This window comes from Acinetobacter sp. YH12218 (genome assembly GCF_013417925.1).
Lineage (GTDB): Bacteria > Pseudomonadota > Gammaproteobacteria > Pseudomonadales > Moraxellaceae > Acinetobacter > Acinetobacter amyesii.
Window position 1 is genome coordinate 1 of record NZ_VPDB01000064.1, and the last position, 16,819, is coordinate 16,819.

Sequence of the window (16,819 nt, forward strand, 5' to 3'; positions counted from 1 at the left end):
TCCTTTTCTCATTTCTTATATTTCCAATATGTTTTATTAATCCATTTAAAACAACAACTTGAAATATTTTTTTAATACTAAAGCCCGTTCAATATACCTAAATACGTGGAATCTGTCACATTTTTTCAGATGGTTGCGATGCTTTGTTTTTTCTTTTGCAAAGCCATCCATTAGAATAGCCCCACATTCTTCTTGTTTAGTTAGTTCCATGATTCAGTTAGACCAACTTTCCATTCGTCGCGGTGGGCGTGTTTTATTTCAAAAAGCATCTATGCAATTGCATCCAGGCTGGAAAATCGGCTTAACTGGTGTAAATGGTGCGGGTAAATCGACTCTTTTTTCTGCGCTTTTAGGTGGAATGGAATCTGATGGTGGTTCATTAACACGTCCTGCAGTATGGACCGTCGCGCATATGGCGCAAGAAATCAAAGCGTTGGATATGAAAGCGATTGATTTCGTTCTATCAGGCGATGAAGAATATTGGGATATACAACATAAACTTGAACATCCAGAACAATTAGACAATGAAGCGCTGGCACACTTATATGGCCGATTTGATGAAATCCATGGCTATACAGCTCCATCCAAAGCCTCACAACTGATGGCTGGCCTAGGTTTCTTTGAACATCAGTCCCAACTCAATGTTTCAAGCTTTTCTGGTGGTTGGCGTATGCGTTTAAACCTTGCGCGTACCCTAATGAGCCGTTCAGACCTATTATTACTCGATGAACCAACAAACCACTTAGACTTAGATGCGATTTTGTGGTTAGAAGATTGGTTAAAAGCTTACGAAGGCACACTGATCTTAATTTCACATGACCGTGATTTCTTAGATGCGGTGACTGATCATATTTTACATATTGAAAATCAAGAGCTGACGCTTTACACCGGCAACTATTCGACCTTTGAACGCACCCGTTCTGAGCGCTTGGCACAACAGCAACAAGCCTATGAAAAACAACTCGAAACCCGTGCGCATCTCCAAAAATTTATTGACCGTTTTAAAGCCAAAGCCACTAAAGCTAAGCAGGCGCAAAGCCGTATTAAGCAATTAGAACGCATGCAAGAACTTTCTGCCGCACATGTCGATACGCCATTTACCTTTAGTTTCCGTGAGCCAACCAAAATGAGCTCACCACTGTTACAAATGGAACATGTCGATATTGGCTATGGTGACAAACTGATTGCCACCAATGTAAATTTACAGATTACCCCAAACAGTCGCATTGGTTTACTGGGAATGAATGGTGCGGGTAAATCAACCTTAATTAAATCCTTGGTTGGTGACCTTCCCTTATTACAAGGGATGCGCAAAGCCTCTGAACTATTGAATATTGGCTATTTTGCACAGCATCAAATGGATGCTCTAGATGGCAATGCCAGCCCAATGTTGCAATTATCTCGAATCGCTGACAAAAAAATCAGTGAAGCGGCATTACGTTCATTCTTAGGCAGCTTTGGTTTTAGTGGCGAACGCATGGATACGCCAAGTGAAGGCTTTTCAGGCGGTGAACGAGCACGATTAGCTTTGGCTTTGATTGTTTGGCAGCGCCCCAATGTTTTAATTCTAGATGAACCGACCAACCATTTAGACCTCGATATGCGTCATGCCCTAACTATGGCATTACAAGATTTTGAAGGCGCTGTGGTTTTGGTTTCGCATGAACGTCAATTGATTGCCAGCGTTTGTGACGAATTATTGTTGGTACATCATGGGAAATGTCGCGAATTTGATGGCGACCTCGTGGCTTATGCCGATTGGCTGCGTCAAGCGCGGATCGACATGATGAAAAATAGTCAACAAGCCCCGACTCCCATCAAATCTCAAGTTGAAACTAAACCAACGATTTCCAAAGTCGATAAAGAAGCGCAACGTAAAGAAGCTGCACGTCAACGTGAATTGACCCGCCCGATTCGTAAAAACATTGAAAAAAATGAAGCGCAGATCAGCAAAATTCAGCCACGCTTAAACGAAATCGAGGAATTATTAGCAGACAGTGCTTTATATGAAGCCAGTCGTAAAGATGACTTACTCAAACTGATGAATGAGCAAACAGAGTTAAAAGCCAAACTCGAATCAGTCGAAGAGCAAATGCTTGAATTAATGATGGAATTAGAAGAAATGGAAAGCAGTTTTGAGGCTTAATTTAAAAAGCAAAACCCTAGATTTGCATTATTAAGAAAAGCTAACTTAAGTTCAAAAATCAATCGCCGTGAAATTTAAATGTTCCACGGCGATTTTTTATTTATACTTCACAATAATAATCACACTATAAATCTAAAAAATATTCAAAAAATCGAATGTTCATATCCAACTGGTTATTGCATCGTTAAGGCATTTCTATTCAGAAAGAATCTAAAAATTCAGCGATAGCTTTTATCCTACTTTTATAAATGAATTCAAAAAATACACTTCACATCAAACTCATTGCCACAGTTATCCACAAAAGCCATTTTTAAATTCAAATCTTGGTTTTAAATTCATTTTTATTTTTTAAATTCAAAATATCGAACCACCTTTTTGTGGATAAATATTTTTAAATGATATTATCCACAATTATAAATGACTTTGATGCTGAACACTATTAAATGTGAAAATTCACAAAACTTATCCACATTTGCAAGATGGATGCATTTTATCTCCACTCACGACATCAATTTAAACTTTTTATTGTTTAAGATAAGGCAGAAGGATGGGCTTTTTTTGCCTTTAAAAAACGTAATTCTTGTATTTTCCAGGTCTGATCAAAATGCCAGATTTCCTGTATTTGCTGCTGTGTTTCAGCTAAACCAATTAAAATTTTGCACTCCGTTTGGTCACGATTAAACTCATATTCTTCAAATTCTACGTCTGGTTTTTGTGGTTTCCAAACCCCATTTTTCACTGCATGTGCAATACGTTCATAGCGGACATAATTACTTTCGACACGCCCGTCTTGCTCATAAACCACCTTAAAGTGCTCATCTTCGTATTCGGCTAAAACAGTATAATTTCCGGTAAAAAATGCATTTACCCAGATGTCACGAATGTGTTCAAGTTGATTGTCCATCATATATAGACCTCTTATTTTTAGCTGCTAAGTTCAAATAGATTTGAGCTTAGCATCAGAATAAGTCAATTTTATAAAACACAAATTGGCGATTTAATATTCAATTTTATTTAAGATAGCACAAAAAAAAGCACTCCGAAGAGTGCTTTTTTGAATGATTCTGTAATCAGAATTTAGGCATCAATATCCGCATTTAACGCATTTTCTTCAATGAAAGCACGACGTGGTTCCACATCATCACCCATCAAGCAAGAGAACATACGATCAGCTTCAATCGCATCCTGTACCGTTACTTGCAGCATGTTACGGTTCTCAGGATCCATCGTAGTTTCCCAAAGCTGTTCAGCATTCATCTCACCCAAACCTTTATAGCGCTGAATCATCATGCCACGGCGTGAGTCTTGTAGGATGTTTTGCCAAACCTGATGGAAGCTACTCACTGGAATTTTGCGCTCGCCTTTTTGCAGGTAAGCACCTTCTTCCAATAATGTGAACCAACTCTTCGAATTTTTGAGCAAACGCGCATATTCACCTGAACCCAATAGACCTGAATCTAACAAGTATTGGTGCGGTAAGTTATGAACATAGATGGTAATACGCGGGAAATAGGTCGCTGACTTATTGCCTTCGGTATCTTCATGCTCAAACGTTTCTAAGCTTAATTCAGGACGTAAGCTAGGCTGAGTTTTCTCAATATTGGCACGTAGCTGCTCCCCCCAAGTCTGTACATAGTCTTGGTTATTTGCTTGATCTAACTTAAAGCCTTCTACTGCCAATAAACCATCCAACACACTTGCAGGATAACGTACAGTCAGACGATGCAAACTCTTTTGAGAGGTTTGATAATCCGCAATCACACCCGCTAAAGCCTCACCACGAATGGCTGGTGCTTCTGCACTGATGTGTAATTCAAGCTCATCAATTGCATTTGAAATCAGGTAAGTCTCAAGCGCATCATTATCTTTGATGTACTGTTCTTGCTTGCCTTTTTTCAGCTTATACAACGGTGGCTGTGCAATATAAATATATCCACGTTCCACAAGTTCTGGCATTTGACGGAAGAAGAAGGTCAACAGTAGCGTACGAATGTGCGAACCATCGACGTCAGCATCGGTCATGATGATGATTTTGTGATAACGCAGTTTATCTGGGTTATATTCCTCACGGCCAATACCACAACCTAAAGCAGTAATCAGTGTTCCCACTTCTTGTGAAGAAATCATCTTGTCAAAACGTGCACGTTCCACGTTGAGGATTTTACCTTTCAGCGGCAAAATCGCTTGCATCTTACGGTTACGGCCTTGTTTTGCAGAACCGCCCGCAGAGTCACCTTCGACTAAGTAAAGTTCAGACAATGCAGGATCTTTTTCCTGACAATCGGCCAATTTACCTGGCAAACCAGCAATATCCAGCGCACTCTTACGACGTGTCATTTCACGTGCTTTACGTGCTGCATCACGCGCACGTGCTGCATCAATAATCTTGCCTGCAATCGATTTAGCGGCTTGTGGGTTCTCTAAAAGATATTCAGAGAACGATTTATTCATGGCTTGCTCAACCGCAGTTTTCACTTCGCTCGACACCAATTTTTCTTTGGTTTGCGAAGAGAATTTTGGATCAGGCACTTTCACCGAAACAATCGCAGTTAAACCTTCACGTGCATCATCACCAGAAACCGCCACTTTCTCTTTTTTGAGTAAGTTTTCGCTTTCCATGTAGCTGTTTAAGCCACGGGTTAATGCAGCACGGAAACCCGCTAAATGCGTACCGCCATCTTTTTGTGGAATGTTGTTGGTAAAGCAACGAACATTTTCCTGATAAGAATCGTTCCACTGCAATGCAACTTCTACACCAATGCCATTATCCGCTTGAGTGGTAAAATGGAAGATATCATTCAGATGAGTTTTGCCTTGGTTGATATATTTCACAAACTCAGACAAACCACCTTCATAGTCATAAACGTGCTCTAAATTGATACGTTCGTCACGTAGCACAATTCGCACACCTGCATTCAGGAACGATAATTCACGTAAACGACGCGCCAAAATATCGACATTAAAAATCGTTTGACTGAAGGTTTCAGCACTTGGCCAGAAACGTACACGTGTACCTGTACGATCTGTCTCACCCACCACTTTTAATGGATACACGGAATCACCGTGTTTATATTCTTGCTGGTGGATTTGACCTGCACGATGAATGGTTAATTCGAGCTTGCTTGAAAGCGCATTCACCACGGATACACCTACACCGTGTAGACCGCCTGAAACTTTATAGCTGTTATCGTCAAATTTACCGCCCGCATGCAGAATCGTCAAAATCACTTCTGCTGCAGAAACACCTTCTTCTGGGTGAATGTCGGTAGGAATACCACGACCGTTATCCGATACGCTTACAGATTCATCTTCATGAATGGTGACATTGATCTCGTCACAATGACCTGCCAACGCTTCATCAATTGAGTTATCGACAACTTCAAACACCATGTGGTGTAGGCCAGTACCATCGTCAGTATCACCAATATACATGCCCGGACGCTTACGTACAGCGTCTAGACCACGTAATACTTTGATGCTAGAGGAATCATAAGCTTTTTCTATGGTTTGTTCTGTTTGAGAAGCAGCTTGATCTTCTGAACTCATGGTTTCTCCCTAGTGAAAAATAGGTCTATCCAAAGGTGGTATTTCATTGCACAACAGCCTGCACCGTACCATTTTCAACTTTGAATAATTGATAAGAAATAGATAAATCATGTAAGTGTTTTTGCACTGAATCATGGTCTAAAGTGGTAATAAAAACTTGACTACCAAGATGGCTTAAACGCTCAATTAAACGCTGTTGTGCGGTTAAATCTAATTCTGCTGTCAGATCATCTAATAATACCACAGTTTCCTTATTACAAGCATGTAGCATTGCTATCTGTGACAGTTTTAACGCCATGATCAATAACTTTTTTTGCCCACGAGAGAGCACAACATCTGCATCCCCCATAGCGGTTTTTAACCTTAAATCTGCACGGTGCGGACCATACTCAGTATAGCCACGTTCGCAGTCTTTAAAGTGCTGATTGGTCAGATCATTCAACAGCCCTGTTTCGGCATGAAAGCCTGCACTATATTCCAACGTCACTGTTAAATGCGGCAATAAGGCTTGGAGATCTTGTTGGAAATATCGAGTCCACTGTTCCACCACATTACTGCGCAGACTATGTAATATCTCACCATAATCACTGAGCATTTTGTTCCACGGTTCTAAGTCAGACAGACTCAAATGACGTCGTGATTTCAGCAAACTATTCCGCTGTTTTAATGCCCGTGCATAATATTGCCATGCATGGTAAAACTCCGGTTCCACGTGGAACATCAACCAATCTAAAAGTTGACGTCGTGGCTTCGCACCATGATCAATAATATCGGTACTTTGTGGATCGATGAGTTGTAGCGGTAAAATCTTGGCCAACTGCCCTTGTGTCCCCACAAGGTCGCCATTGATTTTTATCACTTGCTCGCCCGACTGCATTTTTTGCATACCAATGCGGTCTGTTGCAGACTGCGCAAAGACGACAGCGTCAGGGCTGTTATTTTGAATATAATTTTTCGGAATATGGGTTCGAAAAGAACGTCCAGTTGCCAGCAAATGTACTGCTTCTAATACAGAAGTTTTGCCTGAACCATTTTGCCCATAAAAGACATTAAACGGTTGCAACCCAGAGAGTGCAACCGTCTTTAAATTTCGAACACGTTCTACATGTAAACGCGTGATATGCATAATAATTGAGACGTCAGTCCGAATTAAACACGCATTGGCATCACAACATAGGTTTGATCTTGTTGTTGTGGATCTTGTACCAATACAGATTGGTTGGCTTCTGTCATGGTCATTGCAACATCATCACCATCCAATACATTCAGAACTTCCAATAAGTACTGTGCATTGAATGACATTTCCATCGGTGCATCAGCATATTGAATTGCGAGATCTTCGATAGCTTCATCTTGCTCAGGGTTATTGGCACGAAGTTGTAAAGTGTCCGCATCAAACTTCAAGAATACGCCGCGCAATTTTTCATTACTTAAAATCGCCACACGTTGTAGTGATTGTTTAAATACATCATGTGCAATGCGCACATTTTTATCACCACCACGTGGAATCACACGGCGGTAGTCAGGGAATTTACCATCGATCAATTTTGTGGTGAAACGTACGGTAATATCACCCTGCTCTTTATCACGGCTGGCAATGGTAATCGTTACATTTAATAATTCACGACCAATTAACAACGATAATTGCTCGTCTTCAACACTCAATAGACGCTGCAATTCACCTACAGCTTTACGTGGAACAATCGCTTGCATTGCTTGTGTCGCATTCGAGCTTGCCACTGTTTCACACATCGCTAAACGGTGACCATCGGTCGTTACTGCACGCAATTGATTTTCATCAATTTCAAGCAAAGTACCCGTCAAATAAAAACGCACATCTTGAACCGCCATGGCAAAAGACGTTTTTTCAAATAAACGCTTTAACTCACGTTGAGTCACACCGACTTGAGTGCCTTGAGTATTTTCAGTGGTTAATAATGGATAGTCTTCTGCAGGCAAAGTACCCAATACAAAACGACTGTTGCCAGATTTTAAAATACAACGTTGATCTTCAGTAATTTGCAAATCAATCAATGCCGCTGACGGTAATGATTTACAGATATCCATCAATTTACGTGCAGGAACAGTCGTCACTCCTGCTTGTAAACATGCACCTTCAGTAAGTGGTGTGCTTGCAACCAGTTCAACTTCAAGATCTGAACCGGTAATGGTCAAAGCTTGCTCAGTTACCTGTACTTTTACATTGGATAAAATATTTAAGGTATGGCGACGTTCAACCGCTCCTACGACATGTGATAGAACATTCAGTAAGCTTTCTTTCGCGATTTTTAAACGCACGATACATTCCTCTAAAAACTGAAGATAGACAAAATAAATTAATTTTTTAGCAGTGTACTATGCGGCAGAATATACCGCATTGCAAGAACAGAATTTGAACGAAAAGACTTAACTTTGCAGCAGACGTTGCAAGTTTTTATAGTCCTCATTGAAGATTGGATCTTCTTCACGCAGGCTTTGTACTTTTTCACAGGCATGCATCACAGTACTGTGGTCACGATTACCAAAAGCCATACCAATTTCAGGGAAACTATCCCCTGTCAGTTCACGTGCTAGCCCCATAGCCAACTGACGTGGACGTGCATAAATACGTGTACGTTTTGGACCAACCAATTCTTTCAATGGAATACGGAAATATTCACTCACCACACGCTGAATGTTTTCAGTACTGATGGTGCGCGCACGAATTGCCAACACATCTTTTAACGATTCACGCACCACATCTAGATCGATTGGGGTGCCTTTAAAACGAGAAATGGCTACGACTTTATTCAGCGCACCTTCTAGTTCACGGACATTAGCAACCACTTGTTGAGCAATAAACAGCGCACAATTCCGTGGAAGTTCCACCCCATTGCTTTCCGCTTTTTTCAGTAAAATTTCAATACGGGTTTCAATATCAGGCGGTTCAACACCCACCGATAAGCCCCATGAAAAACGTGAAACCAAACGTGGATCTAGCTCAGTCAGTTCTTTTGGATAACGATCTGAGGTTAAAATGATTTGTTTAGATTCATCCAATAACGCGTTGAAGGTATAGAAAAACTCAACTAAGCTGGCCTCTTTACCCGCCAACAAATGAATATCATCCACCAATAACAAATCTAGCGAACGACAGTTTTTCTTGAATTCTTCGACCTTACCTTGCTGTAGCGAGCTCACAAAGTCTTGTACAAAACTTTCAGCCGTCATGTACATCACACGTGCATTCGGCTTCGCTTGCAATAATGCATTACCTACGGCTTGCATTAAATGGGTTTTACCTAAACCAGTCGGTCCATATAAAAATAACGGGTTATGCTGCGAAGCACCGGGCTGCGTCAAGACTTTACGACAGGTTTCTGCCGCCATCTGATTGGAACGACCTTCAACAAACAAGGAAAAGGTAAATAATGGGTTAAGCTGACGCTTACGGTTATTTTTTGAAGACGTCTCTTCTTTTTCTTTTTTAGGACGAGTCGGTGCCGATACTTGTGGTGTTGACTCTAATGCTGCGGTGGTTGTTGCTGGTTGTTCAGCTGCAGATAAAATTGCACCAGGCCGTGAATCAACCAAAATCTCAACTTTACGTACCCGACCTTCAGACAACTGTTCCGCTAAAATTGAAATCAGTTCTAAATGGTGCTCTTGAATATAGCGCGTCCAATACGGATTCGGTGCATAGAGTTTTAGACTATCACCTGCATCTTCTGCCACCAGTGGGCGTATCCACATTGTATAGACATTTCCTGAAAGCTCTTGTCGCAAGCGAGTTAAGCAGTCTGTCCAAAGCATGTGAAACCCCTATTTCAGTCCATTGTACGTAAAAAAATAATTCAACCCCGCCTAAGCGGGCAGCCATTCTAACCATCTTATCCACATCTGTCATGAACAAATCAGTCGAAATCGATCAAAAAAACGCAAATTGAGTTTAAATTTAAATTTAAATCACGTGTGGATAAGTTTATCCGCAAGCTGTGGATAAATTGTAGCACAAAGTTATCCACAAACTATCAAAATTATAAAAACATCGTTATCCACAATATAATTATTTGTTTTTTAAATCTAAAAATGCGTTTTCCACAGAAAATATCAACACTAATAGTAATAAATTTAAATTTTAAAATTTGAATTTATTTATAAGATCGACCCATTCTGGGGATAACTCGAGGGTTGGTTTAAATTCAAATTTAAATTCATAAAAACCAATTCACAAATTCGAGACTGTGGATAAATCTGTGAGTAAACTTGAAGATAACTTAAATAATTAACATATACAATGATTTAGTTTGTGAGTATTTTAATTTAAACCTTTATAACTGATTTCTAATCCTTATATTATCTTGATATATCACAGCCTAGATTTTGAAAGAAAGCGTGTTTTTCATTGACAGCTCAAGCAATGAGCACTAAAATCGCGAACCTTTACTGAAAGATCATTTTTGGAGTTTCGATATGAAACGTACTTTCCAACCTTCTGAGTTGAAACGTAAACGCGTTCATGGTTTCCGTGCTCGCATGGCTACTAAAGCTGGCCGTCAAGTATTAGCGCGTCGTCGTGCGAAAGGTCGTCACAGCTTAACTGTTTAATTTCAGTTAAGACTGTCAAGACTTGGGTGTTATGACAACACTTTACGGCTTTAGCACAGATGTGCGAATACACTGTGCTGCCGATTATAAAAGTGTGTTCGATGGTGCGCTTTTTAAAGTGCATCAACCCCATTTCTTATTTCTAGCAAAAATCTCCGAACAGCCGAATAGCCGTTTGGGTATTGTTGTTGCTAAGAAAAAAGTGCGCCGCGCACATGAAAGAAATCGAGTAAAGCGACTTGCACGCGAAAGTTTTCGCCTGCATCAACAGCAGTCTAATGTATTAGATATTGTCGTTATGCCAAAAATGGGCATAGAGGCGGTACCGAATGCAGAGTTGCATCAGCAATTACAATTTGCTTGGCAAAAATTGCAGCGCCTTGCAAATAAGCATAAAAAAATAGCTACCTCCCCACAAGCGTAGAGATGACCAATGGTTCGTTTACTGCATTGGCTCATTCGTTTCTATCAGATTGCGATTAGTCCTTTATTGGGACCACGCTGTCGTTATATTCCAACATGTTCTCAATATTCTTTGGAAGCAGTCCATCAACATGGTGCTGTACGTGGAGTGTGTCTAGCTGTTCAGCGTATTTGCCGTTGTCATCCTTGGGGCGGTTCAGGCTATGATCCTGTTCCATCAAAAGCAATTCGTTTTATTTCATTTCAGCAAATAGATTCTCAAACGCTTCACGTTGCTGTACCCTTTCGTGAACGTTTATTGAACCAAAATCACTCTAACCACTTGGGGTAATACCTATGCAACAATGGGCCAGGATTGCAATTCTAGGGGCCATGTTTGTTGTCGCATATTTGCTCATTTTGGCTTGGCAGAAAGATTATGGAAATGCGGAACAAAAACCTCAGCAAAATGCTGCGGTGGTAACGCATGAAGTATCTGCCGATTTACCAAATGGCCAGACAGCTACGGCTGCTACTGATGTGCCGCAAGCAAATAATGCTGCTACACAACAAACAACAGATGCCACTGCACCTGTTAGTCAACAGTTAATTTCAGTACAAACTGACCTTTACCATCTTTGGATTAATCCAAAGGGTGGCGATATTGTTCGTATTGAATTACTCAATCATGACAAAAATAAAGACAGCGATGAACCGTTTGTAATGCTTGAAAGCGATGCAAAACGGACTTATGTTGCTCAGTCTGGCTTAATTGGTCTTAATGGCCCTGACAGCAATCCGAAAGGACGTCCGACCTATGAGATTGAAAAATCTTCATATACGTTAAATGACGCAAAAGCTGTGAAGGGTAAAGATGGCCAAACAGCAAAAGTTTTGTCAGTACCAATGGTTTATAAAACAGCAGATGGTGTAGAGGTTATTAAAACCTTTAACTTCACTGAAGGTGAATACCCTGTTGTTGTGAATCATAAAATCGTGAACCGCAGTGCTCAGAACTGGCAAGGTCAGATGTTTGGTCAGCTTAAACGCGACAACTCTGAAGATCCAGGTAAATCTGATCAAGGTATTTTCACTTTAGGTACATTCCTTGGTGGTGCATGGGGTACGCCTGAAGAACATTACAACAAACTTAAATTTGCCAACTTCAATGAAGAAAAATTGAATGTTGAAGCAACTGGCGGTTGGGTTGCAATGGTTCAGCATTACTTCGTGAGTGCGTGGATTCCTGGACAGATCAAATTAACGCAAGCCAATGGTCAGCCTTATGCTGCGAAACTTGAGTCACGTAAATCTACTGATGATATGAACATTATTCAGTTCACTTCACCTGCAATCAATGTTCCTGCAGGAACTGTGGCAGAAGTAGATGCAACGTTCTATTCAGGTCCAAAAATCCAATCTGAATTAAAAGAATTGGCGGTTGGTTTAAACCAAACTGTAGACTACGGTTGGTTGTGGCCTATTGCGAAATTATTGTTTGTCGGTCTTGAGTTTTTCCACGGTTTAGTGGGTAACTGGGGTTGGTCAATTATTCTATTGACGATTCTGGTGAAACTGATCTTATGGCCATTGTCGTCGAAGAGCTACCGCTCTATGGCGAAAATGCGTGTGATTGCACCTGAAATGCAACGCATGAAAGAAGAGTTCGGTGAAGACCGTATGCGCTTCTCGCAAGAAATGATGGCATTGTATAAACGTGAACAAGTGAATCCACTGTCGGGTTGCTTGCCGTTATTGCTCCAAATGCCGATCTTCCTTGCTTTGTACTGGGTATTGATGGAGTCTGTTGAACTACGTCATGCGCCGTGGTTAGGTTGGATTCAAGATTTATCTGCGATGGATCCATGGTTTATTTTGCCGCTATTAATGGGCTTGACCATGTTCATTCAGCAAAGTTTGAACCCACAACCGGCTGATCCAATGCAGGCGAAAGTCTTCAAAATCATGCCAGTGATCTTTACGGTATTTATGTTGTTCTTCCCTGCGGGCCTTGTGCTTTACTGGATCTGTAACAACAGTATTACTATTCTTCAACAAGGTTTGATTAACAAATCAGTTGAAAAAGACCGTTTAAAACGTGAAGCGGCTGACTCAGCAAACTAAGCATTGCTGATGGGCTGAATAAATCCGCTTAAGATGGTAATCTTAGGCGGATTTTTCTTTATCTGTCGTTTGAAAATTTTTAGGTGAATTTTATGTTAAACCGAACCACCATCGCAGCAATTGCCACACCGCCGGGTCGTGGTGGTGTCGGCGTGATTCGCCTGTCTGGTCCCAAATCTTATGCCATTGCAGAAGCATTAACGCAGCAATCCCTACCTCAAGCTCGTTTTGCTGGTTTCCGTAAGTTTTATGATGCATCGAATGAAATCATGGATGAAGGTTTGGTGATTTGCTTTCCAAATCCGCACTCTTTTACGGGCGAGGATGTGGTGGAGCTTCAAGGTCATGGCGGCCCCGTTATTCAAAATGCATTATTGGCACGGTTACTTGAATTGGGTGCTATTGCTGCAAAAGCGGGCGAATTTTCAATGCGCGCCTTTGAAAATGGCAAAATGGACTTGGTGCAAGCCGAGGCGATTGCCGACCTGATTGATGCCACCTCACAAGCAGCGGCACGTTCTGCGGTACGTTCATTACAAGGTGCCTTTTCGAGCAAGGTTAATACGGTGCTAGAAAAACTTATCCATTTGCGTTTGCATGTGGAAGCAGCGATTGATTTTCCTGAAGAAGAAATCGACTTTTTGGCGGATGGTAAGATTTTGGGCTTATTGGATGAAGTGGCAAGCTCGGTCCATGCTGTACAGCAGTCTGCTCGTCAAGGTCAGTTACTACGTGAGGGTTTACAAGTGGTGATTGCCGGTAAACCTAATGCAGGTAAGTCATCTCTACTCAATGCTTTGGCGGGTGTGGAACGTGCGATTGTGACGAATATTGCAGGTACGACACGTGATGTTTTACATGAAAAAATAAGCCTCAATGGTTTGCCGATTACTTTGACCGATACCGCTGGTTTACGTGAAACCGGTGATATCGTCGAAAAAGAAGGGATTCGCCGCGCAATTAAAGAAATTGAGCAAGCTGACTTGTTACTTTTGGTCTATGACTTAAGTCAGGGCGAAGATCCACTGCAATTGGCTCAAGCGTACTTCGCGGATCATATTGAACCGAAGCGTTTGATGCTGATTGGTAATAAATGCGATTTGACGGGATCTACCGCAGAAATTACCGATTTAAACGGTTTTCGACATATTCGTGTTTCGGCTAAACAAGAAACCGGCGTTCAAGCGCTTATTGATGCGATTACAGCGCATGCAGGCTTTCAACCAGAGGAAGATACCTTTATTGCTCGAACACGTCATTTAGATGCAATGAAGCGCACTCAGCGCTATCTTGCAGAAGCACGTGAGCAGTTGGTGGTTTATCATGCGGGTGAGTTGGTAGCCGAGTCTCTACGTTTGGCGCAAAATGCCTTAGGTGAAATTACGGGTGATTTCAGTGCAGATGATTTACTCGGGAAGATTTTTGGATCGTTCTGTATCGGAAAGTAATAAAACGATTGAGCTCCTCATTTCACCTATGGATAGATCCATCCAAAGCACGATGTTCGAAAACATCGTGCTTTTTTTACATCGTTTAGCGAGGGTTTGAGCCCAAAATGATTTTAAAGATCGTTCTCAGCACATCTTTCATTTTCATCCCATAAAAAGGATTGATTGCTGCTCTTTTCGATGCGGCTTCAACTTTGACTTTGAGTGTTGCATAGTCTGGAAATTGTTGCTGTTGCGAAGATTTTTCGACCGCTGACAAAATATCAATTAAAAAAGCACGATTGATTTTTGAACTTAATGGAATGGATTGATACCACTGTTTTTCAAAGCGACGATCTAAAAAGATATCGGGAATTTCGGGGCTAGTGGCATAAAACATGGCTTTGGTGCGCATACATTTGCTGCATTGACCACAATTTTTAGGTCGAGCCGTATAGTTCACACAGATCGACAGGGTTTGTAAATCTAAGTTCGATTGGCTTAAAAATGCGGTTTTTTGTGATCGCGTGACATCATCGTCGAGGGTGATTAAGACCCCAGATCGGTTCTTCATCAATCGGTTGGATGCCGTATTTGAGCCATAGGGATGAACGAATAATTGTTGATCTAAACGGTAATCGGCTGAAATTCGATATTGCTGGTAATGTTCAAAAATCGAAGCGCAGGAAAACAGCGAAAAGATATGTGTGACATGCGAACCTTTAGGGTTACAGCCATATTTACTGTACAGCGCGTAAGCATCAGTTTTTACCACGCGACTTTGCTTAAAAACTTGGCTTCTAAAACTATGGGTCTGATCCATTAAGGCCTGAAATTTTTCATGGTCATCAAATTTATAATCCATTCCATGCACAGTGAGACAATCAGAGTCTTGTCCATTTTCAAGAAAAGCTTTGTATGTACTATATGTGGAGTCAATCCCACCGCTAAAAAAGCTTAAATTTTGAGTGGGTTGGTTTGCTGGTGGTGTTTGAATGATTGATGCAGCACTGAGCATGACTGGTTGATATAAATCAGGTAACCAAGCGGCCCAGACCGTTGAAACCTCACGTGCGGAGTGGAGGGTTTGTATTGAAATAGGTCCTTCTACATGCAGCGGGATGCCAAGGCGCATAGCAATGGGTAAAAAGCCCCAAACGATAAAATCATAGGTTTCTAATTGCGGTAAGGATTCAAAGGGTAAAATATAGTGAATATTCCCGTATTCGCTGTTGGCGATGATTTGATTTTCTGCAGTGTTAATTTGACATTGAATTTTTAGCATTTTTTAAAATTTTTGAATCACATCACACAAGATCTTAATTTAATTTGATTGATTTTTATAGGGTTTCTTAATTGTTTTTGGGTTTAAGAAGCACCCAATACAAGATGCTTCTTGAATAAGTTTAGTGGTTAATTGGTGTTCAGACTGCGGTGCCAAAGCAATAAGCCGATACACAATAAACCTACGCCAATACAAAAACCTAAAACACCGACCATCAAGCCAAAATGATCAGATAAATAACCGGCCGCAATAATTGGAATAATGGTGCCTAGATATCCAATAAATAAATAGGTCGAGATCACCGCAGCACGGTTTTGATTGTTGGTCATTTGATGAACTAAGCCAAATGCGCCTAAAAGCCCCAGACCATGACCGACACCCACTAAAATATCGCTAATAAAAAACAATGCACTCCAGTGTTGGGTCATACATAGGGCAAGAAGTGCATAGCTCAGTATTAACACCATTAAGCCGGCATTGACACATTTTTCAGAAGGAATCGATTTCGCCATAAATTGCACGACAGCGGAAACCAGCAAGATACTTGCAATGGCACTACCACTGACCAAAGGGCCATGCCATGGGATCGCATCTTTGACGAAAGAGGGTGCGAGTGATGCAAATAAGCTAAAAGAGCCAAAGGCACAAAAGGCAGTCAGTCCGGCGATATAAAATCGTGAATGATCACGCTTTTCAGGCAATTCCAAATGTGGTGCCACTGAAAAAGGCTGTGGCTCAAAGTTCGGTGTGCGAATAAAAAACAACCCAATTAGACATGCCAAACCCCCAAAGATCACAGGGATATAAGGGGTGACTAAAGGCTGTTCCGAAAATTGGGCAATCACCCCACCAATAAATGGGCCAAGACCAAAACCAATCACGGTAATGATTGAACTCAGCTGCGGTGCATTATTTTTATGCTGTTCAGGAATGGTATAGACCAAGCCAAGCATGGCTGAGGTGCTAATTAAACCCGAGGCAATCCCGATAATAAAGCGCCCGATAGATAACCACAGTGCATTACTGGCAAACACTGATAAGCTTAAACCTAAGATGATGCACGCCATACCGATTTGCAGGGTTCTTAAAAAACCAAAACTGTTACTGGTACGACCTAAAAACAGCAAGGTCGCTAGGCAACCAAACATGTAGGCAACAAAGATATAGGTGATATGACTCGGCAGCAGTCCCCAAAGTTGTTGATAAATGGGATACAGAGGACTAGCTAGCGCTGTACCAATAGTGCCCATACAGAGTGCAAGGCTCACCATGATAAACGGTCGCCAAGAGGGAGATGTGGTC

The 16,819-nt window shown here is 41.3% G+C and carries 13 protein-coding genes; 6 read left to right on the forward strand and 7 right to left on the reverse strand.

Annotated features, from left to right (window positions below; translation table 11 throughout):
- The first annotated feature begins 208 nt into the window (after positions 1–208).
- Positions 209–2,146, forward strand: coding sequence for an ATP-binding cassette domain-containing protein (locus tag FTV03_RS14180; RefSeq protein WP_180005500.1), 1,938 nt, complete (start codon positions 209–211; stop codon positions 2,144–2,146).
- 529 nt (positions 2,147–2,675) lie between these two features.
- Here the strand turns inward: FTV03_RS14180 and FTV03_RS14185 are convergent.
- From FTV03_RS14185 to dnaA, 5 genes are all read right to left on the reverse strand, one after another.
- Positions 2,676–3,053, reverse strand: a complete 378-nt coding sequence (locus FTV03_RS14185) for a hypothetical protein (protein WP_078189504.1) — start codon at positions 3,051–3,053, stop codon at positions 2,676–2,678.
- A 170-nt stretch (positions 3,054–3,223) separates the two neighbouring features.
- The gene (gene gyrB / locus FTV03_RS14190) at positions 3,224–5,692 is read right to left on the reverse strand and encodes a DNA topoisomerase (ATP-hydrolyzing) subunit B (protein WP_180005501.1); all 2,469 of its coding nucleotides are present in this window, start codon (positions 5,690–5,692) and stop codon (positions 3,224–3,226) included.
- Between the two features lie 43 nt (positions 5,693–5,735).
- Positions 5,736–6,818, reverse strand: coding sequence for a DNA replication/repair protein RecF (gene recF / locus FTV03_RS14195; protein ID WP_180005502.1), 1,083 nt, complete (start codon positions 6,816–6,818; stop codon positions 5,736–5,738).
- Between the two features lie 23 nt (positions 6,819–6,841).
- Complete coding sequence (gene dnaN, locus FTV03_RS14200; protein WP_180005503.1) at positions 6,842–7,990, reverse strand: DNA polymerase III subunit beta; 1,149 nt, start codon at positions 7,988–7,990, stop codon at positions 6,842–6,844.
- A gap of 108 nt (positions 7,991–8,098) precedes the next feature.
- Positions 8,099–9,484, reverse strand: a complete 1,386-nt coding sequence (gene dnaA / locus FTV03_RS14205; RefSeq protein WP_180005504.1) for a chromosomal replication initiator protein DnaA — start codon at positions 9,482–9,484, stop codon at positions 8,099–8,101.
- Between the two features lie 660 nt (positions 9,485–10,144).
- Between dnaA and rpmH the strand changes: the two genes are divergently transcribed.
- From rpmH to mnmE, 5 genes are all read left to right on the forward strand, one after another.
- Positions 10,145–10,279, forward strand: a complete 135-nt coding sequence (gene rpmH / locus FTV03_RS14210) for a 50S ribosomal protein L34 (protein ID WP_000831329.1) — start codon at positions 10,145–10,147, stop codon at positions 10,277–10,279.
- Positions 10,280–10,310: 31 nt separating this feature from the next.
- Positions 10,311–10,703 (forward strand): ribonuclease P protein component, encoded by a 393-nt coding sequence (rnpA, locus tag FTV03_RS14215; protein ID WP_078189509.1) that lies wholly within the window; start codon positions 10,311–10,313, stop codon positions 10,701–10,703.
- 9 nt (positions 10,704–10,712) lie between these two features.
- Positions 10,713–11,033 (forward strand): membrane protein insertion efficiency factor YidD, encoded by a 321-nt coding sequence (gene yidD / locus FTV03_RS14220; RefSeq protein WP_078189510.1) that lies wholly within the window; start codon positions 10,713–10,715, stop codon positions 11,031–11,033.
- 5 nt (positions 11,034–11,038) lie between these two features.
- The gene (yidC, locus tag FTV03_RS14225; RefSeq protein WP_180005505.1) at positions 11,039–12,805 is read left to right on the forward strand and encodes a membrane protein insertase YidC; all 1,767 of its coding nucleotides are present in this window, start codon (positions 11,039–11,041) and stop codon (positions 12,803–12,805) included.
- A gap of 92 nt (positions 12,806–12,897) precedes the next feature.
- On the forward strand, positions 12,898–14,253 hold the full coding sequence (gene mnmE / locus FTV03_RS14230; protein ID WP_180005506.1) for a tRNA uridine-5-carboxymethylaminomethyl(34) synthesis GTPase MnmE: 1,356 nt from the start codon (positions 12,898–12,900) through the stop codon (positions 14,251–14,253).
- A gap of 85 nt (positions 14,254–14,338) precedes the next feature.
- On the opposite strand, the gene FTV03_RS14235 is transcribed toward mnmE, so the two are convergent.
- Together FTV03_RS14235 and FTV03_RS14240 are read right to left on the reverse strand one after the other, a co-directional pair.
- Complete coding sequence (locus tag FTV03_RS14235; protein WP_180005507.1) at positions 14,339–15,517, reverse strand: hypothetical protein; 1,179 nt, start codon at positions 15,515–15,517, stop codon at positions 14,339–14,341.
- Positions 15,518–15,645: 128 nt separating this feature from the next.
- The coding region (locus FTV03_RS14240; protein WP_257220803.1) for an MFS transporter at positions 15,646–16,819 on the reverse strand (1,174 nt) is incomplete at its 5' end.